The sequence below is a fragment of the Flavobacteriales bacterium genome, from assembly GCA_030584065.1.
In the GTDB taxonomy this organism is placed as follows: Bacteria; Bacteroidota; Bacteroidia; order Flavobacteriales_F; family PHOS-HE28; genus PHOS-HE28.
Genome location: CP129489.1, coordinates 275,064 through 301,142, shown reverse-complemented (window position 1 = coordinate 301,142; position 26,079 = coordinate 275,064). Strand labels below are relative to the sequence as shown.

The following is a 26,079-nucleotide window of genomic DNA, read 5'->3' as shown; positions in this document are numbered from 1 at the left end:
CAGCGAACCGGATGCCCGCTCAGGTGTTCTCGTCGCATGTTCAATCCATTCAGGAAGAGGACCGCGCGCGAGCGCTTGCAGGCCGAGTACCGGAAGCTGCTGGAAGAGTCGTTCCGCCTGAGCACCACCGACCGCCGGGCCAGCGACCTGAAGCGCGCCGAGGCGGAGGCGGTGCTGCAGCGCCTCGAAGCCCTGCCGAAGTCCTGACCGGCGGTCCTTGCCGCCAAGGCGGCGCGAATAACTTCGCCGCCCGATGGCCACCACCACCCACAATCCCGACACCGCGCCCGCCGGCGTCGACACGGCGAAGAAGCTCGGCCTCCTGCCCGAGGAGTACGACAAGATCACCGCGATCCTGGGCCGGCAGCCCAACTTCACCGAGCTGAGCATCTACAGTGCCATGTGGAGCGAGCACTGCTCCTACAAGAATTCCATCAAGCAGCTCAAGACCCTGCCCCGCAGCGGACCGAAGCTGCTGGCCGAGGCGGGCCAGGAGAATGCCGGCCTGGTGGACATCGGCGACGGCTGGGCCTGCGCCTTCAAGATCGAGAGCCACAACCACCCCAGCGCCATCGAGCCCTACCAAGGTGCGGCCACCGGCGTGGGCGGCATCAACCGCGACATTTTTACCATGGGCGCCCGGCCCATCGCGCAGCTCAACAGCCTGCGCTTCGGCGACATCAGCAAGGAAAGCCGCAGCCGCTGGCACATGCGCGGCGTGGTGAAGGGCATCGGCGACTACGGCAATGCCTTCGGCGTGCCCGTGCTCGGCGGCGAGGTCTACTTCGACCCCTGCTACACCACCAACCCGCTGGTGAACGCCATGAGCGTGGGCATCGTCCGCACCGACCGCGTGATCAGCGCCACCAGCCACGGCGCAGGCAACCCCGTGTTCATCGTGGGCAGCAGCACAGGCAAGGACGGCATCCATGGCGCCAGCTTCGCCAGCAAGGACATCACCGAGACCAGCATGGACGACCTGCCGGCCGTGCAGGTGGGCGACCCCTTCATGGAGAAGCTGCTGCTCGAAGCCTCGCTCGAACTGGCGCAGACCGATGCCATCATCGGCATGCAGGACATGGGCGCGGCGGGCATCACCTGCAGCACCAGTGAGATGAGCGCCAAGGGCGAGGCGGGCATGGACATCCACCTGGACCGCGTGCCCACCCGGCAGGAAGGCATGCGCGCGTGGGAAATCCTCCTCAGCGAGAGCCAGGAGCGCATGCTGGTGGTGGTGAAGAAGGGCCGGGAGGCCGAGGTGAAGGCCATCTTCGACAAGTGGGACCTGAACTGCGTGGAGATCGGCACCGTGACCGAGGGCGGCACCCTGCGCTACTACATGCACGGCGAGCTCATCGCCGAAGTGCCCGCCGAGAGCCTGGTGCTGGGCGGCGGCGCTCCGGTGTACACCCGCGAGCAGAAGGAGCCGGCCTACATCGCGGAGAACAGGAAGTTCAGGATCGAGGACGTGGATGAGCCCGCTGACCTGAAGTCGGTGGCCTTTGCGCTCCTGGCCAGCCCCAACATCGCCAGCAAGCGCTGGGTGAGCGAGCAGTACGACACCATGGTGCGCACCAACAACATGAGCACCAACGCCCCCAGCGATGCGGGCCTGGTGCTGGTGCGCGAGACCGGCAAGGGCCTCGCCGTCACGGTTGATTGCAACGGCCGCTACGTGCACGCCGACCCCTGCACCGGCGCCATGATCGCCGTGAGCGAGGCCGCGCGCAACATCGCCTGCACCGGCGGTGAGCCCTGCGGCGTCACCAACTGCCTCAACTTCGGCAATCCCTACGACCCCGAGGTGTACTGGCAGTTCGCGCAGGCCATCAAGGGCATGGGCGATGCCTGCCGCGCGCTCGATACGCCCGTCACCGGAGGCAATGTGAGCTTCTACAACCATACGGTGACGGAGAAGAGCAACATCCCCGTCTTCCCCACGCCCACCATCGGCATGGTCGGCATCGTGCCCGATGTCAACAAGCGCATGAGCCTCGACTTCAAGGCCAAGGGCGACCTCATCTTCCTGCTCGGGAAGGTGGTGGACGACATCGCCAGCAGCGAGTACCTCGTCCGCATCCACGGCATCGAGCGCTCGCCGGCGCCCTACTTCAGCATCGACGAGGAGAAGCGCCTGCACACCATGCTGCTCATGCTCATCCGCAAGGGCCTGATCAACGCCGCCCACGACGTGAGCGACGGCGGCCTGTGGGTGACCCTCGCCGAGATGGCCATGCCGCGCAGCCTCGGCTTCGACATCGTCACCGACAGCGTGGTCAGGGAGGATGCCTTCCTCTTCGGCGAGGCGCAGGGCCGCGCCGTGGTGACCGTGCCGCAGGAGCACGAGGATGCCTTCCTCGACCTCATGGCGCAGAGCCGTGTGCCCAGCATGCTGCTCGGCCACGTGACCCAGGGCAAGCTCATGGTCGATGGCAGCTCTTTCGGTGCCGTGGCCGATGCCATCCGCACCTACGAGGAGGCCATTCCCCGGATCATGCGCGAACCATAGGCCGCGATCAGGGGTTTAGCGCAAGGCGTCAGCGTTTCATGGCTCACCCGGAAGGGCGCCTGAGCAGGTGCCCGACCCGCCGCCCACCAACGAACGGATTTCAACGAACCCTCATCTTCCCCAATGCCCCAACCCAGATTCAGCGGCCAACTGCCGACCATCGGAGCCTCCGCCCCCGCCCTCCGCTATGTGAAGAACGACCGCACCGAAGCCAGCCTCGCCGACCACAAGGGCCATGTTGTTGTGCTGCTGATGTTCCCGAGCGTCGATACCGGGGTCTGCGCCACCGAGACGCGCACCTTCAACCAGAAGGCCACCGGCCTCGGCGCCAAGGTGCTCTCCGTCTCTGCCGACCTCCCCTTCGCGCTCAACCGCTTCTGCGCTGCTGAAGGGATCGCCAACGTGGAGACCGGCAGCGATTTCCGGCACCGCGATGCGGATGCCTGGGGCACGCGCATCGCAGAGGGGCCCATGGCCGGTGTGCTCGGCCGCGTCACCTTCGTGATCGACAAGGAGGGTATCGTGCGCTACTGCGAGGTGACGCCCGAGCTGGGTGCTGAGCCCGACTACGAGGCCGCCCTCAATGCCGCGAAGGCGCTGCTCTGAGCCGACCCTATGCTGCGCGGCGCTGCAAGGCGCGGTCCAACAGCACCAGGAGCAGCGCACAGGCCGAACAGCCGATGGCCCACAGCGGCCATTGGCCTGCCGGCAGCTGCAGATGCTGGAGGTAAGCCGTGAATCCGGATGGCACAGCGGGTTCTGCGGCTTGGCCTCCAGCCGTAGCGAATCGCGCCACGATGAGCAGGGCCGCCACCAATCCCGCGATGCCGGCCCAACCCCACCGCCCGATGAGCGGTTGCTCCTTCACCCGGCGGGCGATGGGCGTCACTGCGGCCCGCGCCAGGATCCGTGCCGTGAGGTCAATTCCAGGGCTGGAGTGCCCAGCTGCGTGGAACAGCTTCCTCAGTTGCTTGTCGCTCAGTTCAGGCATCGTTCAAAAGTAACGTCTGCGCTTCGGGGCCAAGGTGCTTTTCCAATGCCTCGGAAAGCTTCTTCCGGGCCCGGTGCAACCGCACTTTCACATTCGACGCCCCCAGCCCGGTGATGGTTACGATCTCCTCCACGCTGAGTTCCTCAAGGTAGTAGAAGCTCAGTATCGAGGCATCATCGGCCGGAAGCAGCGCCAAGGCACGGTCCAGCTGTTCGCGCAGCATATGGCGCGCATCAGCCGGATTTGCTGCTGCGGGAGGGTGATGCGCCAGGTCCTCGAGCGAACCGCCGTCCGTCCGTCGCCGCCGGCCGTGACTGATGGCGGTGCGGTAGGCGATGCTGAACAGCCAGGTGCTGAACTTGGCCGACCCGCCGAATCCGTCCAGGTTCTGGTAGGCCTTCACGAAGGCATCCTGGGTGGCTTCCTCAGCATCCTCCGCATTGCGAAGCACCCGCATGCACACGGAATGCACCATGTGCTGGTACAGGCGCACGATCTCCCCGTAGGCGCGGGAATCGCCTTCCAGGATGCGTGTGATGAGGTTGGCGTGCTCCACCGGCGCCGATGGGACGAACCGGATGGCCCCATCGGTTACAAAGTCACTCCCTCTTCACCGAACCGGGAGCGGGCTTGGGATGAACGGCCACTGCCGCTCACCGGCGGCAGGCCAGCGTTCGGCGACCGGATCGTAACCGGCCTTCCGGGAGGCGCGTCAGATGAGTGCGCACCGGGAAACGGGCGCTCCATCCCGATCCACGAAAACCAGCAACCGACCATGGAAGACCTCATCCCCCTCTTCGGCATCATCATCCCATTCCTCACGGCCTTCGGCATCGTCTACCTCGTGTTCAGCACCCGAAACCGCGAGCGCATGGCCATGATCGAGCGGGGCATGGATCCGCACATGGCCAAGCCCGCCCCCGATGGCCGCCGGGCAATGAAGAACGGCCTGCTCCTGCTGGGCATCGGCCTGGGCCTCCTGCTGGGCTGGGTGGCGGCCGCCGCCCTCCTCGGCCCCGAGGACGACAATCCCCTGCCCTACTTCATCGGCGTGGCCGTGTGCGGCGGCCTCTCCCAAATGGCGTACTACCAGTTCTACGGCCGCAAGCACGAGGGGTAGGCGTCGATGCGGCCTTGCTGGAGGGCTGGTCCGTTGGGCCGGCCCTCCTACTTTCGCCCCGCCTCAACCCACTCGGGCCGTGATCAAGCGCTTCCGCTCGGCGATGGCCCTCCTCGCCGCTGCCGTCCTCTGGTTCGTCGTCATCACCGCCTCCTGGGTCGGCCTGATGGGGCTGGTGAACCCGCCGGTCACCTGGGTGATGGCGGCCCAGGCGCGCGAGCTGGGCGGCATCCAGCGCACCGACCGCGCGCTCGAGGAAATGGCCAGGGCCATGCCCCTGGCAGTGATCAGCAGTGAGGATCAGCGCTTCATGACGCACTACGGCTTCTCCACCGAGCAGATCAAGCGCGCACTGGGAATGAAGGAACCGGGCTTCTCCCTCATCGAGTTCCTCCAGGCCCTCTTCGACGATGAACGGAAGAGCAAACGGGGGCGGGGATTGAAGGGAGCCAGCACGATCAGCCAGCAAACGGCGAAGAATGTCTTCCTCTGGCCCGGCCGCACCAGGCTGCGCAAGGCGCTCGAGGCATGGTTCACCGTGCTGATCGAGGCACTCTGGACCAAGGAGCGGATCCTGGAGGTGTACCTGAACGTGGCCGAGACGGGCAAGGGCACATTCGGCGCGGAAGCGGCGGCTCAACGCTGCTTCGGTCGCTCCGCCGCCAAGCTGAGCCCCGCGCAGGCCGCCCTCATCACCGCCACCCTGCCGGCGCCGAGGCGCTTCAGCTGCGGGGCGCCATCCGGTTACGTCCAGGGCCGGCAGCAATGGGTGCTGCGGCAGATGCGGAATGTGGGCGATGTGCTCGACCCGGAAGTGCTGCGCCGCCGCAAGGAGAAAATCGAACAGGAAGAGGCCCGCGAGGCAGAACGCGAGGCACGGCGCCGCAGGAAACGCGAAGGACGATAGCCGTTGCCACGAGCCCGAACGGGCTCCCCGCCGCCGTTACGGCTTGTACTCGCCAGCCAGCTCAACGGCCGTTGGATAAGCGAAGGAGAGGCGCTCGTCGTTGAACCGGCGCAGCACCTCCAGGTGCACCCGCGATTGGGTCTCGAAGATGTCCGCGCCCTTGCGGACGTAATAGATGAAGAGGATGTTCAGGGAATACTCCTTGAAGGCATTGAAGCAGACCAGATGCTCCTCCTCCAGGACCTGCTGGTTCGCCATGACCACCTCACGCAGCACTTCCAGTGCGCGCTGCATGCGGTCGGGCGAGGTCTCATAGACCAGACCCAGTTCGTGCCGCACCCTGCGCGCGGGCTCCTGGGTCACGTTCTCCACGATGCTCTCCGTGAACTTCTTGTTCGGGATCACCACGATCGGCCCTTCGAGCGAGCGGATGCGGGTGCTGCGGATGCCCACCTGCTCCACGATCCCGTCATAGGCGTCCACCCGCACGCGGTCGCCCACCTCGAAGGGCTTGTCCGCATAGATCGTGATGCCGCCGAAGATGTTGGCCACCGTCTCCTGCGCCGCCAGCGCCAAGGCCAGGCCGCCGATACCGATTCCGGCCAGGAGCGCGCCGACGTCATAACCGGCGTTGTTCAGGGCCACCACCGTTCCCAGGCCCCAGACCAGCACACGGAGCGCGGTGCGCACCGATGGCAGCAGCCGCGCGCTGCCAGCGCCGTCCCCTGACCGCTCGCGCGAGAGCAGGAACTCGCGGACCAAGGCATCCAGTGCGCGCGCGGCGATCCAGGTGACCGAGAGCGCGACTGCCACATGGAAGACCCTGTCCATCCAGAGCGCGGCACGCTCTGAGAAGGTGAGGCGCTGGAATGCGGCCACGACGCCCAGCACGGTGATGAGCACCACCACCGGAGCGCGCAGCCCCTCCACGAGCGCATCATCCAGGCCGGTGGCCGTTCGGCGCGCCATCCGCCCCAGGACGCGTCCCGCAACCCGGTACACCACCTGCCCGAGCACCCAGCCCCCGGCTGCGATGGCCACCGCCGAGAGCCAGTCGTTCAATCCGTTCGCGTGGAGTCCGCTCATCGATGGGTCCAAGGGCATATTCCTTTCTTTGGCTGGCCGCGCAGGCCGCCGGCTAATCTACCGCCATGCAGCATGAGACCATCCTGATCACCGGTGCCGGCGGCGGCATCGGCCTCGCCACGGTCAACGCGCTGCTCGAAGACGAAGCGGTCCGGGTCATCGCGGTCGCCCGCGATGCCGGTCATCGGCTCAGCGATGCGGTGCACAGGCATGGATCCGATCGCCTGCGGCCGATAGACGCTGACCTCTCCTCCCCGGATGCCATCGAGCGCATTGCGTCGGCCATCGGCCCGGGACGCCTCACCGGGCTGATCCATAATGCCGGGGTGCTCGACCGCACGGCAATGGGCGCGCACCAGCGTGCCCGCATTCTGGAGGTATTCGACATCAATGCGGCCGTCCCACTGCTGCTGACGCAGGCCCTGGCCGACCGCCTTGCCGGTGACCCACCCGGGCACGTTCTGCACATCAGCAGCATGGGCGGGTTCCAGGATAGCGCCAAGTTCCCGGGGCTCGTGGCCTACAGCGCGAGCAAAGCGGCGCTGGCATGCATGGCGCAATGCCTGGCCGAGGAATTCAAGGACCGGGGCATACGGAGCAACGCATTGGCCCTGGGCGCCGTAGACACCGGCATGCTGCGTGCGGCCTTTCCCGGATACCAGGCCCCTGTTTCCGCCATGGAGATGGGGCGCTTCGTGGCGTGGTTCGTCCGGCAGGGGTATAAGTCGTTCAACGGCAAGGTCTTGCCCGTCTCACTGAGTTCGCCCTGAGAGGCGGCGGAGGAAATTTTCAAGGCCTGGTGTTGCAACTGATGAAGTTCCCTTTACATTTGCAGCCGCTTTCCGAGAGACGTTCTTTGATGCGGGTGATGGTGGGGCAAGTGGACCGTTTGACGGTCAGGGTGGAAAAAGTTTTTCCACAATGCTTGCCGGAATGAAAAGCCCCACTACATTTGCAGCCCCGATCGCGGAAATGTCCACGAAAGGGAGGCGCCACGGCGCTGGAACAAGACTGGTAAAGGGCTAAGGCCCAGACCCATAGAGTTCTTTGACATATTGTCCATTCTGAGAACAGCAGGTGTCCTTGTGATCGACAGATTAACATGAGAGACCTCGTCAACGAACCAGATCGAACGAACATTTACAATGGAGAGTTTGATCCTGGCTCAGGATGAACGCTAGCGGCAGGCTTAACACATGCAAGTCGAGGGGCAGCACGATGTAGCAATACATGGGTGGCGACCGGCGCACGGGTGCGTAACACGTATGGAATCTGCCCTTTACTGGGGAATAGCCCTCCGAAAGGAGGATTAATGCCCCATAACAAGCGGGACGGCATCGTTCTGCTTTGAAAGCTCCGGCGGTAAAGGATGACCATGCGCACGATTAGCTAGTTGGTGAGGTAACGGCTCACCAAGGCGACGATCGTTAGGGGGCCTGAGAGGGTTATCCCCCACACTGGTACTGAGACACGGACCAGACTCCTACGGGAGGCAGCAGTGAGGAATATTGCGCAATGGAGGCAACTCTGACGCAGCCATGCCGCGTGCAGGAAGAAGGCGCTACGCGTTGTAAACTGCTTTTATCCGGGAAGAAACCCCAGGACGTGTCCTGGGTTGACGGTACCGGAGGAATAAGCACCGGCTAACTTCGTGCCAGCAGCCGCGGTAATACGAAGGGTGCAAGCGTTATCCGGATTCATTGGGTTTAAAGGGTGCGTAGGCGGAGCGTTAAGTCAGTGGTGAAATCCTGCAGCTCAACTGTAGACTTGCCATTGATACTGGCGTTCTTGAGTGCGCTTGAAGTGGGCGGAATGTGCCGTGTAGCGGTGAAATGCTTAGATATGGCACAGAACACCAATTGCGAAGGCAGCTCACTAAGGCGATACTGACGCTGAGGCACGAAAGCGTGGGGATCGAACAGGATTAGATACCCTGGTAGTCCACGCCGTAAACGATGATCACTCGTGATTGGCGATATACGGTCAGTCACCTAGCGAAAGCGTTAAGTGATCCACCTGGGGAGTACGGCCGCAAGGCTGAAACTCAAAGGAATTGACGGGGGCCCGCACAAGCGGTGGAGCATGTGGTTTAATTCGATGATACGCGAGGAACCTTACCAGGGCTCGAACGCACGACGACAGGGGCGGAAACGTCCTCTTCTTCGGACGGCGTGCGAGGTGCTGCATGGCTGTCGTCAGCTCGTGCCGTGAGGTGTCGGGTTAAGTCCCATAACGAGCGCAACCCCCATCTCTAGTTGCCAGCGGGTAATGCCGGGGACTCTAGAGAAACTGCCCGTGTAAACGGTGAGGAAGGTGGGGACGACGTCAAGTCATCACGGCCCTTACGTCCTGGGCTACACACGTGCTACAATGGCGAGTACAGAGGGAAGCTACCGGGCGACCGGATGCGGATCTTCAAAACTCGTCTCAGTTCGGATCGGAGTCTGCAACCCGACTCCGTGAAGCTGGAATCGCTAGTAATCGCATATCAGCCATGATGCGGTGAATACGTTCCCGGGCCTTGTACACACCGCCCGTCAAGCCATGGAAGCCGGGGGTGCCTGAAGTCGGTGACCGCAAGGAGCTGCCTAGGGCAAAACCGGTGACTGGGGCTAAGTCGTAACAAGGTAGCCGTACCGGAAGGTGCGGCTGGAACATCTCCTTTTTAGAGTAAGTTGGACAGGTCTCTGCTGGCGTTGGAAACAGCGCCTTCGATACCTGCTGTCTCAGATGGATGATATTTTGAACGGTACACCGTTACCTTCTCCATAGTCCTGTAGCTCAGTTGGTTAGAGCGCTACACTGATAATGTAGAGGTCAGCAGTTCAAATCTGCTCAGGACTACCATGGGACAGGGAACGGGGAATTAGCTCAGCTGGCTAGAGCGCCTGCTTTGCAAGCAGGAGGTCATCGGTTCGACTCCGATATTCTCCACTGGGCCCCGCCTTCGCCGTCTTCCAACGGCCTGTGCGGGGCAGCCCTCCCAAGGGCACCGTTCTTTGACATGTTGTTGGACAGACCAAAACAGACCGAGAGATCGGTCCACCGAGCAATACGATCGTGAGAGATCGAAAAGTTACTAAGGGCGTACGGTGGATGCCTTGGCTCTCAGAGGCGACGAAGGACGCGATAGGCTGCGATAAGCCACGGGGAGGAGCATAATATCCTGTGATCCGTGGATTTCCGAATGGGGCAACCCATCCCGGTGAAGCCGGGATACCCTGCGAAGGGTGCCAACCCAGGGAACTGAAACATCTAAGTACCTGGAGGAAAAGAAAACAAGTAGTGATCCCCCCAGTAGTGGCGAGCGAAGAGGGGACAGCCCAAACCGGAAGCGTTTCGGCGCGGCCGGGGTTGTAGGACCACGACGTGGACTCAGCATGTGTAGTGGAACCCATCTGGAAAGTTGGACCATAGGGGGTGATAGTCCCGTACACGAAATGCATGCTGTACCTAGTGGTATCCTGAGTAAGGCGGGACACGTGAGATCCTGTCTGAATCCGCCAGAACCATCTGGCAAGGCTAAATACTACTGAGAGACCGATAGCGAACCAGTACTGCGAAGGAAAGGTGAAAAGCACCGCGAACAGCGGAGTGAAATAGTCCCTGAAACCGTACGCCTACAAGCGGTCGGAGCCCTTCGGGGTGACGGCGTGCCTTTTGCATAATGAGCCTACGAGTTGCTCGTCACTGGCAAGGTTAAGGGGTTCAGCCCCGCAGCCGAAGCGAAAGCAAGTCTTAACAGGGCGCTTAGTCAGTGGCGGCAGACGCGAAACCTGAGTGATCTAACCATGGCCAGGATGAAGTCCCGGTAACACGGGATGGAGGTCCGAACTGGTAGACGTTGAAAAGTCTTCGGATGAGCTGTGGTTAGGGGTGAAAGGCTTATCAAACTGGGAGATAGCTCGTACTCTCCGAAATGCATTTAGGTGCAGCCTCGGACGTACTGTCGTGGAGGTAGAGCTACTGATCGGGCTAGGGGGCTTCACCGCCTACCAAACCCGGACAAACTCCGAATGCCACGACATCAATATCCGGGAGTGAGCGCGCGGGTGCTAAGGTCCGTGCGCGAAAGGGAAATAACCCAGACCATCGGCTAAGGTCCCCAAGTACACGCTAAGTTGATCTAACGAGGTCGGACTGCATTGACAGCTAGGATGTTGGCTTGGAAGCAGCCATTCATTTAAAGAGTGCGTAACAGCTCACTAGTCGAGCGGTCCGGCGTGGATAATGATCGGGCATCAAGTGTGTCACCGAAGCTGTGGGCCCCATTGGGGCGGTAGGAGAGCATTCCGGTCTGCGTCGAAGGTGTGTCGTAAGGCATGCTGGAGCGTCCGGAAAAGAAAATGTAGGCATAAGTAACGATAAGGCAGGTGAAAAACCTGCCCGCCGATAGACTAAGGTTTCCTGATCAACGTTAATCGGATCAGGGTTAGTCGGGACCTAAGGCGTAGCCGAACGGCGAAGCTGATGGGCATCCGGTCAATATTCCGGAACCGACTTGCATTGCGATGGGGTGACGAAGGAGTGAAAGGTCCGCGCACTGACGGAATAGTGCGTTGAAAGGTGTAGGTATAGGGATGGTAGGCAAATCCGCCGTTCCTGCTGAAGCCCAACAGTACCGCGAGCCCTCGGGCAAGCGGATAGAGACCCTAAGCAGACTTCCGAGAAAACCCCCTAAGCTTCAGATGCAAGCCGCCCGTACCGCAAACCGACACAGGTAGTCAAGGAGAATATCCTGAGGCGCTCGAGTGATCCGTGGCTAAGGAACTAGGCAAATTGACCGCGTAACTTCGGGATAAGCGGTACCCGCTTCGGTGGGTTTCAATGAAATGGCTCAGGCGACTGTTTAACAAAAACACATGGCTCTGCAAAATCGAAAGATGACGTATAGGGCCTGACACCTGCCCGGTGCTGGAAGGTTAAGAGGAGAGGTCAGCCGCAAGGTGAAGCTTTGAATCGAAGCCCCAGTAAACGGCGGCCGTAACTATAACGGTCCTAAGGTAGCGAAATTCCTTGTCGGGTAAGTTCCGACCTGCACGAATGGTGTAACGATCTGAGCACTGTCTCGGCCACGAGCTCGGTGAAATTGTAGTAGCGGTGAAGATGCCGCTTACCCGCAACGGGACGGAAAGACCCCGTGCACCTTTACTATAGCTTCACATTGACATCGGCTGCCCGATGTGTAGGATAGGTGGGAGACTTTGAAGCGGTGTCGCTAGGCATCGTGGAGTCGACGTTGAAATACCACCCTTCGTTCATCTGATGTCTAATCCGTGCGAAACACGGAAACAGTGTGTGGTGGGTAGTTTGACTGGGGTGGTCGCCTCCAAAAGAGTATCGGAGGCTTCCAAAGGTTCCCTCAGCACGCTTGGTAACCGTGCGTTGAGTGCATTGGCAAAAGGGAGCTTGACTGTGAGACCGACAAGTCGAACAGGGACGAAAGTCGGGCAAAGTGATCCGGTGGTTCCATATGGAAGGGCCATCGCTCATAGGATAAAAGGTACGCCGGGGATAACAGGCTGATCATTCCCAAGAGCTCATATCGACGGAATGGTTTGGCACCTCGATGTCGGTTCGTCACATCCTGGGGCTGGAGAAGGTCCCAAGGGTTCGGCTGTTCGCCGATTAAAGTGGCACGTGAACTGGGTTCAGAACGTCGTGAGACAGTTCGGTCCCTATCTGTTGCGGGCGTTAGAAGTTTGAGGGGAGCTACCATTAGTACGAGAGGACCGTGGTGGACGAACCGCTAGTGTACCAGTTGTCCCGCCAGGGGCACCGCTGGGTAGCTATGTTCGGACGGGATAAGCGCTGAAAGCATCTAAGCACGAAGCCCACCTCAAGATGAGACTTCTTCTAAGGGTCGTGGAAGATTACCACGTTGATAGGCCACAGGTGTAAAGTCAGCAATGGCAAAGCCGAGTGGTACTAATTACCCGTAAGCTTTCGATCACGCAGATCGCTCGTGGAACGATCCTCGGCTGTTCTGGTCTTGTCCAACGACCTGTCAAATCGCATTGACGATTTCAGGTGACTTTAGCGGTGAGGTCCACCTCTTCCCATTCCGAACAGAGAAGTTAAGCTCACCAGCGCAGATGGTACTGGGCCACAAGCCCGGGAGAGTATGTCGTCGCCGATCTGAACCCCGCCCAGCAATGGGCGGGGTTCTTTTTTTTCCACCTGGCACGACCTTCGCCCAGCTCCGATACCCGCTCGCATGCCCAAATGCCTCCGGTTCCTGTTGACCGCTGCCCTGCTATCGGCAGGCGGTACCGCTCGTGCTCAAGAGATCCTCGGTTCGCTCGGCCCGGCTTCCGTCGGGGAATGGATCACGATCTACGGCACACGCGGAACGGACCATTTCCCCTTGGATTCCGCGCGGATCTCCGGTTCCGGCGCATTCCGCTTCGCACCGCGCGCATTCCCCCTCGGCTACTACAGGCTCGGCTTCGCGAACGACCAGGTCGACCTGATCCTTGGCGCCCCCGGTGATGCGCGCATCCGGCTCGACTTCTCCGGGCGGCCGCTGCAGGAGCACATCACAGTCAGCGGATCCACCGAGAATCAGCGCCTTTGGGAGTACAAGTGGGCGAGCCGGGAGGCGCAGCGGCGCCTGCGGGCCGTAACTGACCAACGTGCAGGCATGGATCCTCGCGATACTGCGGGCTTGAACCGCTTGTCACAGGAAGAGCGCACCCTCAAGCAGCGGCAGCAGGAATTCCTGGCGCGGCTAATGGCGCAGGATACCGCGTCCTATTTCGCCCAGGTCGCCGCGCTCGATCAGCGGCTGATGTCCGCGATGCAGGCAGGTCCTGCAGCCGTCCGTAACGCCATGCGGTGGTCCGATCCGTCGTTGCTGCGCAGCTCCCTCTATCCCAAGGCCATCATGGCCCTGCTCCAGAGCACCACACCGGCTTCTCCCGGCATGCTGCGCGTTGCCTGCGATTCACTCTTGCACTGGTCAAGCCCAGACACCGCCTGCTGGTCGTTCACGCGCACTCAGCTCATCGCCATCTTCAGCGCCTACGGTCCCGAAGAAGTCCTTCAGCATGTGGTGGACCATTACGTCATGGGCCCCCTTTCGCTGGTGGCGCCCGATGCCGCGCTCCTCGCGGACGTGGCCGTGCAATTGAAGGCCTCCATCGGTGCCATGGCTCCGGATGTGGCCCTGCCCTCCCCCATCACCGGAAGGACCGATCGCCTCGCGCAACTGGTGCAGGCGAATGCCTACACCGCCCTGTTCTTCTATTCGAGCACCTGCGACCACTGCCATGCCGAGATGCCCGGCCTGAGTGCATTGCATAACGGGTACGCGGAGAAAGGCTTCGGCGTGGTCGGCATCGCCTTGGATGATGATGAGGCCGAGTTCCGGCGGAACATCATGGAGATGGCCCTCCCCTTCCCCTGCTACACCGAACTGGCCGCTTGGGGCTCGCCGGCCGCGAAAGCCTTCGGCGTGAAAGCGACGCCATGGCTCATCCTGGTCGATCGGACGGGCCGAATCGTGGCCAAGCCCAACGACCACATTGAGCTGGGCGAGCTGCTAGGCGGCCTCCTTCCCTAGCCTGAGCACCCACTGCACGTGGCCTTGAGGCCAGCTGAGGATGGGCGGCTCCGATCGGAAGAGCCCGAATACGGAAGCACCTGAACCGCTCATGGCCGCGTGTGCCGCGCCGGCATCGAGCAGCGCATCGCGCAGGGCATGGATGGCGGGCCATGTTCTGAATACATGGTCCTCCATCACGTTCGGTGCCACCTGCCGCCACTCCTCAGCCGGGTGCTGCTGCAGCGCAGCCACCAGGTCCAGCGTGCGGCCTGTGGGAGCCGTGTGCCGATAGACCTCCGAAGTCGGTACATGGATCCCGGGATTCACCAGCACGAGCCACCATCCCGAAAGGTCGAGCGGAATGGGCATGAGCACCTCGCCCCGGCCGGTGGCCAAGCAGGCCCCCCGCTGCAGGAAGAAGGGGCAATCGCTGCCCAATCCCGTAGCCAGGGCGTGCAGCTCGTCTGGGCTGCAGCCCAAGCCGAGGAGCGCATCCAACAGCTTGAGGGCATGGGCGCCATCGCTGCTTCCGCCGCCCAGGCCCCCTCCCATGGGTATGCATTTGTGCAAGTGCATGCGCAATCCAGGCAGATCGCGGATGCGGGCCAACGCCGCATGCGCGCGCATCACCAGGTCGCTTTCGACAGCCCCATCCACCACCAGGCCGGACCGGCCATAGGATACCCGGCCCGGCTCCACGTCGGGAGCGACCACGGCCTCCAGCGCATCGTGAAGCGGAATCGGCACGATGACGGTCTCGATCTCGTGGTAGCCATCGTCACGCTTTCGGACGACGTTGAGACCTAGGTTGATCTTGGCTTGCGGGAAGACGACCATGATGGTGGCGAAGGTACCGGCCGGCAGGCCTGCAGTGGCGTGCGCCGCCGGCTGTCGGTCATCCTTCTACCTTCGTCCTCCCAACGACCTAGCGCATGGAGACCTACCTGGAGTTCGAGCGGCCGATCCAGCACCTGATGGAGCAGATCAACAAGCTGAAGGAGGTGGCCGCCCAGGGCGAGGTGGATGTGACGGCTACGCTGAAGGACCTGGAACGCAAGCTGACGGAGACGCGGACCCAGATCTACGCCAACCTGACCCCGTGGGAGCGCGTGCAGGTGAGCCGTCACCCCGACCGGCCCTATACGCTCAAGTACATCGACCACCTCACCGACGGCACCTTCATCGAACTCCACGGCGACCGCACCGTGAAGGACGACAAGGCCATGGTGGGAGGCTTCGGCCTCATGGACGGCCGCACGGTGATGTTCATCGGGCAGCAGAAGGGAATCAACACCAAGATGCGGCAGTACCGCAACTTCGGGATGGCGAATCCGGAGGGCTACCGCAAGGCCCTGCGCCTGATGAAGCTCGCCGAGAAGTTCAACAAGCCCGTGGTGACGCTGATCGACACCCCCGGCGCCTTCCCTGGACTTGAAGCCGAGGAGCGCGGACAGGGCGAGGCCATTGCGCGCAACCTGTTCGAGATGGTGCAGCTGAAGGTGCCGGTGATCTGCGTCATCATCGGCGAGGGCGCATCCGGCGGGGCGCTCGGCATCGGCGTGGGCGACAAGGTGCTCATGATGGAGAACACCTGGTACAGCGTCATCTCCCCCGAGTCCTGCAGCTCCATCCTGTGGCGCAGCTGGGACTTCAAGGAGCAGGCCGCCAAGGCCTTGAAGCTGACCGCCGGCGACATGCTCGCCAACAAGCTCATCGATGGCATCATCAAGGAGCCGCCTGGCGGCGCGCACAGTGACATCGAAGGGGCCTGCCGCCTCGTGAAGGCGGAGGTGCAGAAGCAGCTCGACAAGCTCCTGAAAGTGGACGGCAGCAAGCTGTCAGAGCGCCGCATCCGGAAATTCTGCGAAATGGGGGTCGTGCTGAAGGCCAAGCCGGAGAAGAAGGCCAAGGGCTGAGGCCTCAGCGGTTCAGCTGTAGCAGGATCGCCCCAACCGGGTGGGGCGCGGTCCATGAAGGGCCCAGCATCCCGGAGACCGGGTCGAGGGGTTGCACTGTAGCGCCCACCGCGGCCGCCACGGTTCCCGCGACCGGGTCATAGGCCAAAGCATTGGCGTCGAGACCCGGCGCGAGCGGGACCACGGCGTTCGCGGCACGATCGAACCGGCTGACACCGGTGGAGAGCGCCAGGATGAAGCGGTCAGGCGAGGCTCGCGCGGCGCACCGGAGCACCTGGCCCGGGAACTCGCGCACCGTGCTGGAGCCTCCCAGCTGCACGTTCACCTCGCGAATGACAGCGCCTGCAGGCGCATTGCCCATGAGCAGCAGCCGCTGGTCATCGATGGCGAACAGCGCAACCGGATCCACCGCGGAGGGGAACTGCGCGAAGACCGCGCCCGACGCGTAGCCGTGCTGCACGAGCGCCCGTTGCTGCGTGACCGGGTTGACGACGGCACTCACGAGGAAGGCGCCCACCACAACGGTGGACTCGCTCACGAATCCCGCCGGCGTGGCCCCATTGAAGAGCTGCGGTCCGTTGGGTGCGAAGCCGCGCACCAATCCGTCACTCGTGCCAACGTAGACGCGCCCATCCGCAGGGTCGGCCGCCAAGCCGTTGAAGTAGAGCTGGCCTCCAGCGCCCGGCCCTGGATTCTGTACCAGCACGGAGCCGGCCGCTGTCCCCAGGTCCCAGCGCTGCAGCGGCCCCGTGAGCGCTCCATGCGTGAACAGCGTGGAGCCGGCGAGGGCCGCCCCGCCCAGCTCGGACAGGGTGGTGAACAGCGCCAAGCCTCCGGCGCTGTCCCTGCGCGTGACCGGGTAAGGCCCGGCACCGTCGACCGGTGGCAACAGGTACATCGCCCGCACCCGCAAGGGTGCTGCCTGCACCGTGATGCCAAGGAAGGCGCGCGCATCCGCCTGCCCATCGGAGGCAATAGCGGTGAGCACATAGCTGCCCGTGGCGATGGCCTCGTCCAGCACCGGCAGATCCAATGCAACCGTAGCCGAGCCAGCCTGGACGGAGGCCGTTACCGCAGGGGTGAGCGGCACGCCGTTGGGGTCGGCGACCAGGACAGTGACCCGCTCCACGAGCCTGTCGTCCGAAACGGACACGGATACCGCGATGGTATCAGGCACCGCCACGCTGTATCCCGCTCCAGGCTGCAGGATGCGCACCGTGGGCGGATCGGAGGGCTTGTCCTTCCTGCAACCCAGCGCCAGCAGCGCAGCGCACCCCCACACCAGCAAGCATTGTTGATCGCGCACCTGCGCAAGTTAGCGGGGCTGCGGGGGCTTCCTCCATGGGAGGCCGTTGTCCACAGTCCCGGATGTTAATGCAATGCGACTTCGTTGTTGATAGTTGGCCTCCCAGCGGCATTGCCTGCGGCTACATTTGACGCCCTCCCGCTGGGCGATCGGTCGCACGAGCGACAGCCGAACACCGAATCCCCTGAGCGTCAACATAGAACTCAATGCCAGACCTCTCCGCCAGCCGTTCGCAGGATAAGCTGCGTGGCGCCCGCCGAAGCTCCTCCTCGCTCTTGACCAGCGCACTGGAGGCCGGCAAGCTCCCTCCCCAAGCCCCCGAACTCGAGCAAGCCGTGCTGGGGGCCTTGATGCTGGAGCGGAACGCGGTGAACGAGGCCATCGACATCCTGCAGCCGGAGAGTTTCTATGTGGATGCCCACCGCAGGATCTTCGATGCGATCCTGAACCTGTTCAGGAACGACAAGCCCATCGACATCCTGACCGTGACCGAAGAGCTGAAGGGCCGGGGGGACCTCGATGCAGTGGGCGGCGCCTTCTACATCAGTCAGCTCACCAGCAAAGTGGCCAGCAGCGCCAACGTGGAGTACCACGCGCGCATCATCAGCCAGAAGCACATCCTGCGGGAGCTGATCCGCATCAGCGCGGAGACCCAGCGCGATGCCTTCGACGACAGCGCCGACGTGTTCGACCTGCTGGACAAGGCGGAGCAGGACCTCTATGCCATCACCAGCGGCAACCTGAAGCGCAATTATGAGCCGATGAGCGACCTGATCCAGGACGCCATCGCCCAGATCGAGAGCGCGAAGAGCAAGACCGGCGGGGTGAGCGGCGTGCCCACCGGATTCGTGCAGCTCGACAAGCTCACCGCCGGGTGGCAGCGCAGCGACATGATCATCGTGGCGGCCCGCCCCGCGATGGGAAAGACGGCCTTCGTCCTGAGCATGGCGCGCAACATCGCCGTGGAGCAGAAGCGGGCGGTTGCCGTATTCAGCCTGGAGATGAGCAGTACGCAGCTGGTGACCCGCCTCATCGCGAGCGAAGCCGGCATCAGCTCCGAGAAATTGCGCAAAGGCGAGCTTTCCGACAGCGAATTCGCCATCCTGCACCAGCACATCTCGCGCCTCACCAACGCCCCGATCTTCATCGACGACACACCGGCGCTGAACATCTTCGAGCTCCGCGCCAAGGCCCGCAGGCTGAAGAGCCAGCACAACGTGGACCTGATCATCATCGATTACCTGCAGCTGATGACCGGCGGCGGGGAGAACAAGGGCGGGAACCGCGAGCAGGAGATCAGCAGCATCTCCCGCAGCATCAAGAGCATCGCCAAGGAACTTGACATCCCCATCATCGCCCTCTCGCAGCTCAGCCGCGCGGTGGAGACACGCGGCGGGGACAAGCGCCCCCAACTGAGCGACCTCCGCGAATCCGGCGCCATCGAGCAGGACGCCGACATCGTGTGCTTCCTCTACCGCCCCGAGTACTACAAGATCTACGAGGACGAGAATGGCAGCACCCTTGGCATCGGCGAGGTGATCGTGGCCAAGCACAGGAACGGCGCCATCGACACCGTCCGCCTGCGCTTCATCCCCGAGCTGGCCAAGTTCGCCGACCTGGAGACGATGTCAGGTACCTTTGGGGACGGCATGGGATCTGGAGATGGCGGCCTTCGCACCATCACGCGGCCAAGCCGAATGAACGATGACTCCGGCTTCGACGACGCTGCCCCCTTCTGACCGCCACCGCCTCACCGCTTTGCTGCTAGCGCTGGCCTTGGCCGTGCCAGGGCTGGCCACCAAGCTGCTCATCCCCATGGATGGCTCGCAGCGCGACCACCTGAAGGCATACGGCATCGCGTTCTGGACGCTTCAGCGCGATGTGCCGGTGGAGTGGCTGCTCAACTACCGCGGAGGCAGCTTCCTCATCGACCACTACCAGGTCATCGAGCAGGAGTGCCAGGTGCGCGGGGTGACCTACCAGGTAATCGCCGACGGGCAGGCGGCCGCGATCCTTGGCGAGATCGCCGACCCCGAGGCCAACATGGAGGCCGTGAAGCTGGAGAAGCCCCCGAAGATCGCCGTCTACGCTCCGGATGGATTCCAGCCGTGGGACGACGCCGTGGCCTTGGTGATGACCTATGCCGAGATCCCCTATGAGCGCATCTATGACCCGCAGGTGATCGCGGGTTCCCTGCCGCAGTACGACTGGCTCCACCTGCACCACGAGGACTTCACCGGGCAGTACGGCAAGTTCTACCGCAGCTATGCGAACGCCCCATGGTACCGGGCCCAGGTGCAGGAGAGCGAGGCCATGGCGGCCCAGCTCGGATTCGCCAAGGTGAGCCAGATGAAGCTGGCCGTGGCCACCCGCATCCGCGATTACGTCGCGGGAGGAGGCTACCTGTTCACGATGTGCTCCGGGACGGACAGCTATGACATAGCGCTGGCCGCCGAAGGGGTGGACATCTGCGCGGCGGAGTTCGACCACGACCCGATCGACCCGCAATGCCAGCAGAAGCTCGATTTCGACAAGGCCTTCGCCTTCCGGAACTTCAGGCTGATCACGGACCCGATGATCTACGAGTTCAGCGACATCGACGCCACCGATATCCATGGCCGCATCGGGCAGCCGCGCGACTTCTTCACCCTCTTCGATTTCAGCGCCAAGTGGGACATCGTGCCCACCATGCTCTGCCAGAGCCATGAGCAGGTGGTGCGGGGGTTCATGGGCCAGACCACCGCATTCCGGAAGGACCTGGTGAAGCCGGGCGTGACCGTGATGGGAGAGAACAAGGCGCAGGGCACCGTGAAATACATCCACGGGGAATTCGGACTGGGGCAATGGACCTTCTTTGGCGGCCACGACCCGGAGGACTACCAGCACATGGTGGGCGACCCGCCCACGGACCTGAGCTTGCACCCCAACTCAGCAGGCTACCGGCTCATCCTGAACAACATCCTATTCCCAGCGGCGCGCAAGCGGAAGCAGAAGACCTGAGGGCCCACGAGCGACCGGGGCGGGCTACCTTTCGCACTTTCCCATGGACCTCGACGCGCTCACCGCCATCTCCCCCATCGACGGCCGCTATCACGACCGCACCCGCAGGCTATCACGCTGGTTCAGCGAGCAGGCGCTGATGCGCTACCGCCTGCGCGTTGAGCTTGAATACTTCCGGTTCCTGTGCGAGGTGCCGCTGCCCGAACTGGCCGGTGCCCCGCTCGATCGGCTGAAGCCCGTGATGAGCCGCGTGGAGGCCCTGAGCACCAGCGATGCGCAGCGGATCAAGGACATCGAAAAGGTGACCAACCACGATGTGAAGGCCATCGAGTACTTCCTGAAGGAGCGCATGGAGGAGGCCGGGTTGGTCGAGCAGCGGGAGTTCGTGCACTTCGCGCTCACCAGCCAGGACGTGAACAACACGGCGCTGCCGCTCCTCCTCAAGGATTTCCTCTTCGAGTGCTATCTGCCCGATCTCCTTGCACTGCGCGACAGGCTGCATGCCCTTGCCCTTGACTGGGCTCAGGTGCCCATGCTCGCCCGCACGCACGGACAGCCCGCCTCACCGACACGCCTGGGCAAGGAGCTCCAGGTGTTCGTGGAGCGCATCGATGATCAGCTGCGCCTGCTGCGCGAAGTGCCCTTCACAGGCAAGTTCGGGGGGGCGACGGGCAACTTCAATGCCCACCACGCGGCCTACCCCGAGCTGGATTGGGTGCAGCTGGCCGACCGGTTCCTCGCCGAGAAGCTGGGGCTCCGGCGCCAGCAGTTCACCACGCAGATCGACCACTACGATCACTTGGCGGCGCTGATGGATGCCTTCCGCCGCATCAACACCATCCTGATCGACCTCTGCCGCGATGCGTGGCAGTACATCAGCATGGACTACTTCCGCCAGCGGGTGAAGGCCGGTGAGATCGGCAGCAGCGCCATGCCCCACAAGGTCAATCCCATCGACTTCGAGAATGCGGAAGGCAACCTGGGCCTTGCCAACGCGGTCTTCGGCCACCTCAGCGAGAAGCTCCCGGTAAGCCGTCTGCAGCGCGACCTGACCGACAGCACCGTGACCCGCAACATCGGCGTGCCGCTCGCCCACACCATGCTCTCGGTGGACTCCATCCGCAAGGGCCTGGACAAGCTGCTGCTCAACGAAGCCGCCATCGAACGGGACCTGGACGCCCAATGGCCCGTGGTCGCCGAGGGCATGCAGACCATCCTGCGCCGTGCCGGCTACCCGCAGCCCTATGAGCGGCTCAAGGACCTCACGCGCGGCAAGGACCGCATCACGGCGGGGGACATGCAGGCCTTCATCGATGGCCTTGAGGTGGCCGAAGCGGTGAAGGACCAGTTGCGGCGATTGAGTCCGCGCTCCTACACAGGGATCGACCTCCTCGGCCGCGTGATGCCGTGATGCGCATTCGATGATGATGCCAGCGCACCGCCGATTCCTGCGGAGGCTGCTTCGACTGATGCCCCTTGCCGCCCTGGTCCTTGCGTTCATCGTCTGGGCCTGCGATGCCCATGTGCGGCGCAGCGCGGCCCCCCACCTCTTCAACGAGCCGGATTCCATACCGATGAACGATGTCGGGCTCGTGCTGGGCACCTCGCACCGGCTGCGCAGCGGCGCGCCCAACCCCTACTTCAGGCATCGCATGGAAGCAGCCGTGCGGCTCTACCGATCGGGCCGGGTGAAGTACCTGCTCGTGAGCGGAGATCACGGCACGCCTTCCTACAACGAGCCGCGCCGCATGCAGGAAGCCCTCATCGCGGCCGGGGTGGACAGCGCCCGCATCGTGCTCGACCATGCGGGGTTCCGCACCTTGGATTCGGTGGTGCGGGCCCGCGAGGTATTCGGCCAGCAGCGCATCACCATCATCAGCCAGCGCTTCCACAACGAGCGCGCCGTCATCATCGCACGCGGCATGGGCATCGATGCCGTGGGATTCAATGCACGGGATGCGCAGGGTGGCCTTGACCTGCGCACCTGGCTGCGTGAGCGCCTGGCGCGGGTGAAGCTCGTCTTCGACCAGGCCGTGGGCACAGCTCCCCGCTATCTGGGCGACCCTGTGCCGATCGGGCCTTCATCCGCCGATCAGATGCCGAACTCCATCTGGAACATGGCGGTCCATGAATTCCCCGGAGCGGAAAGGTTCATTCGCCCATCCTGCCATCTGTAGCCGGCGTAGGCCTGCAGCTTGATGCGATGGCCGTTCAGGTACTTGGTGCACCCGAGCAGGGCCTCCTCCGTGCGCGGCCGGAGCGCATCCACCTCGCCATCGGGATCGACCATGGTCCACCTTGCCGCCAGCTCATAGTTGGAGCGCAACAGCTTGCTCAGCTGCGCGTTCGCTCCGGTGCCGGTGGTGACGTACCGCACGGCGCCTGTCTCGCTGGTGGTGATGGGCGAGTCGGCCTCGCGGTCGAAGTACTCCACGGCCAGCGCCCAGCCCTGCTGCTTGAAGATCGCATCCGCGATGAAGGTGCCCATGTCCGAGCTTCCATACAGGTCCGCTCCCAGCTGGCCGCCCGTGCGCACCGCCCGGTCGTTGAAGCTGTAGCCCGCCGCCAGCGATAAACGCGGCCGCTCCTCCCGCTCGAGGTCGCCCTCGCTGTAGTCCCCGCTGTTGGCGAATGGGCCGAAGGGCAGCCACTCCAGGCGGCCGGTGTAGGCGAGGCCCTCGTTGACGGGTACCGCGCCGCGCCCGTCACCGGTGGAGACCGCGCCCTTCAGCTGCAGCTGCTGGCTTCCGAGGGGGATGGTCCAATACCCGAACAGCCCGAAATCGCGATCGAGCGTGAACGCCGAATTCGCGATGGACCGATCGGGGAACTGCAGGTTGCCGCTGCTGGTTACGCGCTGGCGGTTGCCCGGCAGCTTGCTCTGGCCGAAGCCCAGGTAGAAGCGCGGACTGAAGTGGTAGTAGACCATGGCATCTCGGATGGGCTGCGCCACGAACTCGGTCTCCAGGTCGAGGTCCTGCCGGGAGAAATTCAGCTGCAGGTAGTAGCGCAGGCGATCGTTCAGGACATACCCATCGAGGCGCAGCCTCAAGCGCCGCACCCGCGCCTCCACGGCCTTGACGCTCATGTCATCCCCGCTCACCGTGGTGATTCCTGCGCGATTCTGCATGCGGAACCGGAGGTTCAGCAGGAAAAGTGAATCCTTGCTGATGCGGATGCCGTCGTGTATCTCGATCAAGGCGCGCTCATCGCTCTCGTTCTGGCCGATGGCCGCGACAGGCAGCGCGAGCAGCAGGAGCAGCAGCGGCAGTGCGATCCGGAAGCGCATGGCCCAAAGGAAGCCCGTCCCGGCGAGCCATCAAACCGAATCCTTCAACGATCGTTGATAGACGATCAGGTCGTTGGCCGGAATGCCGTCAAGGCCGAGGCCGCGCATCATGGTGATGAGCTGCCCGCGGTGCTGGGTGCTATGGTTGTAGCAGTGCATGAGCATGCGCCATGCGGCCGAACGGTGCTCGTTCCCCTTCAGGTCGCGGTAGGTGCGGAGCGAAAGCAGGTCGGCCTCGTCCATGCCGGACACCAGCCCATGCAGCCGGCTGGCATGATCCACCAGCGTGGCGGGGTCGAGGCTCGGCTCGGCCGGCCAGGAGTGGCGCTCACCGGTCAGGCGGCAGCGCCACACGTGCTCCGCGTCGCGGATGTGCAGCAAGGTGGAACGGAGCGAGGGGAAGCTGCTGCGAACGGGTGCATCCAGCACCGCATCGGGCTCTACGGCCAGGCGCTGCACGAAGCGCGTGTTCGCCCACAGGTCGTAATCAGCGTATTCGCGGAGGAGGAAGGTGATGCTCATCGGGTGGATAACCTTGTTGAAATCAGGACGAAGGTGCGGCGTGGATCGGCATGGCGGCCCCTGGATCTTCGCGGGAACCAAGATCGACCATGATCTCGACACTATTCGGCAAGAAGAGGATCAGTGAGGACAAGCTGGCGAATATCTTCGTCAACAAGGTGCTGGAGATGTGCTCGGAAGGCTTCCCGTTGGTGGCGGCGGAGGTGAATGAGTCACCGGAATTCGAGTCCGCGCCCGGGCTGAGCCCGGAGGACGATGAGCGCTTCCTGCTGATCGTGCTCGCGGCCAACCTGATGGAGATGCAGCGGGTGCTCAACGCAGGCCAGGACAAGCGCATGTTCTCGCTCTCCATCTCGAAGTTCGCACAGGCAGTCGGCCGCGGATGCACCGACATCGAGCGGGAGGTCCGCGCGCTGCAATCACGGATGGAGCGCCTGAACGCCCCGAGCAAGAACGTGGTGTACGCCATGGGCCGGGCCCTCTTCACGGAATACGACCTGTTCCGATTCCAGGACAGCTACTACCGGGAGATCCGGCAACCCCACCCCATCCCGCTCAAGCGGATCTTCGGCCTCATGGGCTACTTCCTCTGGAACTGGAGCGAGGTGCAGGAGCAATACAGGATCGGCTAGGCGCCGGCGCCCAGCCCGAATTCACGGGCAGCCATCTCCGTGATGTGCCCTCCTATCGCCAGCGCCGCCGTGGCGGCGGGTGATGGCGCATTGAGCACATGGATGCGGTTGCCGATGCGCTCGATGCGGAAATCATCGACCATGTTGCCGTCGGTGCCCAGCAGCATGGCACGCACGCCTGCGCGACCCGGCTCGATGTCGTCCATGGTGAGCGAGGGGATCAATCGCTGGAGCGTGCGCAGGAACAGCCGCTTGCTGAAGGCCCTCCGGTACTCATTGATGCCGTAGCCCATGTTGCGGAGGAACAAGCGCCAGGTGCCCCCGTAGGAAAGGGCATCCAGGGTGTCCCTCAGGTCGAAATCGGTCTTGCCGTAGCCCTCGCGCTTGAAGGTGAACACGGCATTGGGTCCGCATTCGATGCTGCCATCGGTCATGCGCGTGAAATGAACCCCCAGGAAAGGGAAGCGCGGATCGGGCACCGGGTAGATCAGATGCTTCACCTTGTGGCGGCCCTGCTCGGAGAGCTCGTAATAGTCGCCCCTGAAGCCGACGATGCGCTCGGGGAAGGAAACGCCGTCGCGCTTGGCCAATCGGTCGCTCTGCAGGCCGCCGCAGAAGATGGCGAACCGGGTGCGGCAGGTCCCCTTGGCCGTGCGCACCGTGCTCCCATGGTCGGCGCTTGCGATGCCAAGGAACTCCTCGCCCAAGGCCACGCGGCTCTCCGGCTGCAGCGTCAGGGCCGATTCGGCCATGCGGTTGGTGGCCCCCCTGAAGTCGATGATGCCGGTGCACCCGACGCGGATGCCGGCGATGCCGGAGCAATAGGGCTCGATCTCGCGTATCTCCTCGGCCGTCACGCGGCGCATATCCTCGATCCCATTGGCCTCCCCATGCGTCCAGATACGGTCCAGGCGCGACAGCTCGGCCTGTTCAGTGGCCACGATGAGCTTTCCGCAGATGTCGTGCTTGACGCCATGCTCACGCGCGAAACGCACCAGCTCGCGGCGGCCGTCCACGCAGTTGCGCGCCTTGTAGCTGCCCGGCTTGTAGTAGATGCCGCTATGGATGACGCCGCTGTTGTTCCCGGTCTGGTGATCGGCCAGCGCCTTCTCCTTCTCCAAGAGCAGGATGCGGAGATGCGGGAACCGCGCCTGGAGCTTGTACAGGGTGGCCGCTCCCACGATGCCCCCTCCCACGATCACAACGTCCCAAATGCGCTCGTCGCTCATGCACCGCCCGCCGGCCGATGGTGCTC

The 26,079-nt window shown here is 63.4% G+C and carries 21 protein-coding genes, 2 tRNA genes and 3 rRNA genes; 18 read left to right on the top strand and 8 right to left on the bottom strand.

What is annotated here, in order from left to right; genetic code table 11:
- Positions 1-36: 36 nt before the first annotated feature.
- The 3 genes from QY325_01245 to tpx all read left to right on the top strand — a co-directional run bounded on the left by QY325_01245 (position 37) and on the right by tpx (position 3,115).
- Positions 37-207 carry a Lacal_2735 family protein gene (locus QY325_01245; GenBank protein WKZ66561.1) on the top strand — a complete coding sequence of 57 codons (171 nt, stop codon included), beginning with the start codon at positions 37-39 and terminating at the stop codon, positions 205-207.
- A gap of 46 nt (positions 208-253) precedes the next feature.
- Entirely contained in the window at positions 254-2,509 is a 2,256-nt protein-coding gene (gene purL / locus QY325_01240) for a phosphoribosylformylglycinamidine synthase subunit PurL (GenBank protein ID WKZ66560.1), read from the top strand.
- Positions 2,510-2,632: 123 nt separating this feature from the next.
- The gene (gene tpx, locus QY325_01235; GenBank protein ID WKZ66559.1) at positions 2,633-3,115 is read left to right on the top strand and encodes a thiol peroxidase; all 483 of its coding nucleotides are present in this window, start codon (positions 2,633-2,635) and stop codon (positions 3,113-3,115) included.
- A 7-nt stretch (positions 3,116-3,122) separates the two neighbouring features.
- Here tpx and QY325_01230 read toward each other — a convergent pair whose 3' ends face one another.
- Together QY325_01230 and QY325_01225 are read right to left on the bottom strand one after the other, a co-directional pair.
- Positions 3,123-3,500 (bottom strand): hypothetical protein, encoded by a 378-nt coding sequence (locus QY325_01230; GenBank protein WKZ66558.1) that lies wholly within the window; start codon positions 3,498-3,500, stop codon positions 3,123-3,125.
- Positions 3,493-4,056 carry a sigma-70 family RNA polymerase sigma factor gene (locus QY325_01225; protein ID WKZ66557.1) on the bottom strand — a complete coding sequence of 188 codons (564 nt, stop codon included), beginning with the start codon at positions 4,054-4,056 and terminating at the stop codon, positions 3,493-3,495. Before QY325_01225 ends, QY325_01230 begins: the two co-directional genes overlap by 8 nt.
- A gap of 219 nt (positions 4,057-4,275) precedes the next feature.
- Here QY325_01225 and QY325_01220 point away from each other — a divergent pair, with 219 nt between their 5' ends.
- Positions 4,276-4,620: a hypothetical protein gene (locus tag QY325_01220; GenBank protein ID WKZ66556.1), complete on the top strand. Its 345-nt coding sequence runs from the start codon at positions 4,276-4,278 to the stop codon at positions 4,618-4,620.
- A 79-nt stretch (positions 4,621-4,699) separates the two neighbouring features.
- Positions 4,700-5,527, top strand: a complete 828-nt coding sequence (locus tag QY325_01215) for a transglycosylase domain-containing protein (protein WKZ66555.1) — start codon at positions 4,700-4,702, stop codon at positions 5,525-5,527.
- 36 nt (positions 5,528-5,563) lie between these two features.
- Here the strand turns inward: QY325_01215 and QY325_01210 are convergent, their stop codons facing one another.
- Positions 5,564-6,613 carry a mechanosensitive ion channel family protein gene (locus tag QY325_01210; GenBank protein ID WKZ66554.1) on the bottom strand — a complete coding sequence of 350 codons (1,050 nt, stop codon included), beginning with the start codon at positions 6,611-6,613 and terminating at the stop codon, positions 5,564-5,566.
- A gap of 65 nt (positions 6,614-6,678) precedes the next feature.
- Between QY325_01210 and QY325_01205 the strand changes: the two genes are divergently transcribed.
- From QY325_01205 to QY325_01175, 7 genes are all read left to right on the top strand, one after another.
- Complete coding sequence (locus tag QY325_01205; protein WKZ66553.1) at positions 6,679-7,383, top strand: SDR family oxidoreductase; 705 nt, start codon at positions 6,679-6,681, stop codon at positions 7,381-7,383.
- A 372-nt stretch (positions 7,384-7,755) separates the two neighbouring features.
- Positions 7,756-9,278: ribosomal RNA gene (locus QY325_01200) — 16S ribosomal RNA — on the top strand.
- A gap of 105 nt (positions 9,279-9,383) precedes the next feature.
- Positions 9,384-9,460: transfer RNA gene (locus tag QY325_01195), tRNA-Ile, on the top strand.
- Positions 9,461-9,473: 13 nt separating this feature from the next.
- Positions 9,474-9,547 (top strand) — tRNA-Ala (locus QY325_01190).
- Positions 9,548-9,680: 133 nt separating this feature from the next.
- Positions 9,681-12,566: ribosomal RNA gene (locus QY325_01185) — 23S ribosomal RNA — on the top strand.
- A 73-nt stretch (positions 12,567-12,639) separates the two neighbouring features.
- Positions 12,640-12,752: ribosomal RNA gene (rrf, locus tag QY325_01180) — 5S ribosomal RNA — on the top strand.
- Together the 16S, 23S and 5S rRNA genes with 2 tRNA genes alongside form the textbook arrangement of a ribosomal RNA operon.
- A gap of 78 nt (positions 12,753-12,830) precedes the next feature.
- Complete coding sequence (locus tag QY325_01175; GenBank protein ID WKZ66552.1) at positions 12,831-14,177, top strand: TlpA disulfide reductase family protein; 1,347 nt, start codon at positions 12,831-12,833, stop codon at positions 14,175-14,177.
- Here the strand turns inward: QY325_01175 and ispE are convergent.
- A complete protein-coding gene (gene ispE / locus QY325_01170; protein WKZ66551.1) occupies positions 14,157-14,996 on the bottom strand; it encodes a 4-(cytidine 5'-diphospho)-2-C-methyl-D-erythritol kinase in 840 nt (279 codons plus the stop codon). The two genes, QY325_01175 and ispE, sit on opposite strands and share 21 nt — an antisense overlap.
- Positions 14,997-15,091: 95 nt before the next feature.
- Here ispE and QY325_01165 point away from each other — a divergent pair, with 95 nt between their 5' ends.
- Positions 15,092-16,075, top strand: a complete 984-nt coding sequence (locus QY325_01165; protein WKZ66550.1) for an acetyl-CoA carboxylase carboxyltransferase subunit alpha — start codon at positions 15,092-15,094, stop codon at positions 16,073-16,075.
- A gap of 4 nt (positions 16,076-16,079) precedes the next feature.
- Here QY325_01165 and QY325_01160 read toward each other — a convergent pair whose 3' ends face one another.
- The gene (locus QY325_01160; GenBank protein ID WKZ66549.1) at positions 16,080-17,381 is read right to left on the bottom strand and encodes an Ig-like domain-containing protein; all 1,302 of its coding nucleotides are present in this window, start codon (positions 17,379-17,381) and stop codon (positions 16,080-16,082) included.
- Between the two features lie 206 nt (positions 17,382-17,587).
- Between QY325_01160 and dnaB the strand changes: the two genes are divergently transcribed.
- The 4 genes from dnaB to QY325_01140 are packed head-to-tail and all read left to right on the top strand — an operon-like array spanning position 17,588 to position 22,558.
- On the top strand, positions 17,588-19,120 hold the full coding sequence (dnaB, locus tag QY325_01155; GenBank protein WKZ66548.1) for a replicative DNA helicase: 1,533 nt from the start codon (positions 17,588-17,590) through the stop codon (positions 19,118-19,120).
- A complete protein-coding gene (locus QY325_01150) occupies positions 19,086-20,381 on the top strand; it encodes an asparagine synthetase B (protein ID WKZ66547.1) in 1,296 nt (431 codons plus the stop codon). Before dnaB ends, QY325_01150 begins: the two co-directional genes overlap by 35 nt.
- 43 nt (positions 20,382-20,424) lie before the next feature.
- Positions 20,425-21,792, top strand: coding sequence for an adenylosuccinate lyase (gene purB / locus QY325_01145; GenBank protein ID WKZ66546.1), 1,368 nt, complete (start codon positions 20,425-20,427; stop codon positions 21,790-21,792).
- Positions 21,793-21,850: 58 nt separating this feature from the next.
- Positions 21,851-22,558 (top strand): ElyC/SanA/YdcF family protein, encoded by a 708-nt coding sequence (locus QY325_01140; protein ID WKZ66545.1) that lies wholly within the window; start codon positions 21,851-21,853, stop codon positions 22,556-22,558.
- Here QY325_01140 and QY325_01135 read toward each other — a convergent pair.
- A complete protein-coding gene (locus tag QY325_01135) occupies positions 22,474-23,670 on the bottom strand; it encodes a porin (GenBank protein WKZ66544.1) in 1,197 nt (398 codons plus the stop codon). The genes QY325_01140 and QY325_01135 overlap by 85 nt on opposite strands.
- A 30-nt stretch (positions 23,671-23,700) precedes the next feature.
- Positions 23,701-24,192 carry a DinB family protein gene (locus tag QY325_01130; protein WKZ66543.1) on the bottom strand — a complete coding sequence of 164 codons (492 nt, stop codon included), beginning with the start codon at positions 24,190-24,192 and terminating at the stop codon, positions 23,701-23,703.
- Between the two features lie 89 nt (positions 24,193-24,281).
- On the opposite strand from QY325_01130, the gene QY325_01125 reads away from it, so the two are divergent.
- Positions 24,282-24,824 (top strand): hypothetical protein, encoded by a 543-nt coding sequence (locus QY325_01125; protein ID WKZ66542.1) that lies wholly within the window; start codon positions 24,282-24,284, stop codon positions 24,822-24,824.
- Here QY325_01125 and lhgO read toward each other — a convergent pair.
- Positions 24,821-26,053 carry an L-2-hydroxyglutarate oxidase gene (lhgO, locus tag QY325_01120; protein WKZ66541.1) on the bottom strand — a complete coding sequence of 411 codons (1,233 nt, stop codon included), beginning with the start codon at positions 26,051-26,053 and terminating at the stop codon, positions 24,821-24,823. The two genes, QY325_01125 and lhgO, sit on opposite strands and share 4 nt — an antisense overlap.
- Positions 26,054-26,079 lie beyond the last annotated feature (26 nt).

Coding starts and splice junctions, on each gene's coding strand:
- QY325_01140 (WKZ66545.1), top strand. CDS start 21,851: ATGCCCCTTGCCGCCCTGGTCCTTGCGTTCATCGTCTGGGCCTGCGAT.
- QY325_01175 (WKZ66552.1), top strand. CDS start 12,831: ATGCCCAAATGCCTCCGGTTCCTGTTGACCGCTGCCCTGCTATCGGCA.
- QY325_01135 (WKZ66544.1), bottom strand. CDS start 23,670: ATGCGCTTCCGGATCGCACTGCCGCTGCTGCTCCTGCTGCTCGCGCTG.
- QY325_01230 (WKZ66558.1), bottom strand. CDS start 3,500: ATGCCTGAACTGAGCGACAAGCAACTGAGGAAGCTGTTCCACGCAGCT.
- purL (WKZ66560.1), top strand. CDS start 254: ATGGCCACCACCACCCACAATCCCGACACCGCGCCCGCCGGCGTCGAC.
- QY325_01205 (WKZ66553.1), top strand. CDS start 6,679: ATGCAGCATGAGACCATCCTGATCACCGGTGCCGGCGGCGGCATCGGC.
- tpx (WKZ66559.1), top strand. CDS start 2,633: ATGCCCCAACCCAGATTCAGCGGCCAACTGCCGACCATCGGAGCCTCC.
- QY325_01245 (WKZ66561.1), top strand. CDS start 37: ATGTTCAATCCATTCAGGAAGAGGACCGCGCGCGAGCGCTTGCAGGCC.
- QY325_01220 (WKZ66556.1), top strand. CDS start 4,276: ATGGAAGACCTCATCCCCCTCTTCGGCATCATCATCCCATTCCTCACG.
- purB (WKZ66546.1), top strand. CDS start 20,425: ATGGACCTCGACGCGCTCACCGCCATCTCCCCCATCGACGGCCGCTAT.
- lhgO (WKZ66541.1), bottom strand. CDS start 26,053: ATGAGCGACGAGCGCATTTGGGACGTTGTGATCGTGGGAGGGGGCATC.
- dnaB (WKZ66548.1), top strand. CDS start 17,588: ATGCCAGACCTCTCCGCCAGCCGTTCGCAGGATAAGCTGCGTGGCGCC.
- QY325_01125 (WKZ66542.1), top strand. CDS start 24,282: ATGATCTCGACACTATTCGGCAAGAAGAGGATCAGTGAGGACAAGCTG.
- QY325_01150 (WKZ66547.1), top strand. CDS start 19,086: ATGACTCCGGCTTCGACGACGCTGCCCCCTTCTGACCGCCACCGCCTC.
- QY325_01165 (WKZ66550.1), top strand. CDS start 15,092: ATGGAGACCTACCTGGAGTTCGAGCGGCCGATCCAGCACCTGATGGAG.
- QY325_01130 (WKZ66543.1), bottom strand. CDS start 24,192: ATGAGCATCACCTTCCTCCTCCGCGAATACGCTGATTACGACCTGTGG.
- QY325_01210 (WKZ66554.1), bottom strand. CDS start 6,613: ATGAGCGGACTCCACGCGAACGGATTGAACGACTGGCTCTCGGCGGTG.
- ispE (WKZ66551.1), bottom strand. CDS start 14,996: ATGGTCGTCTTCCCGCAAGCCAAGATCAACCTAGGTCTCAACGTCGTC.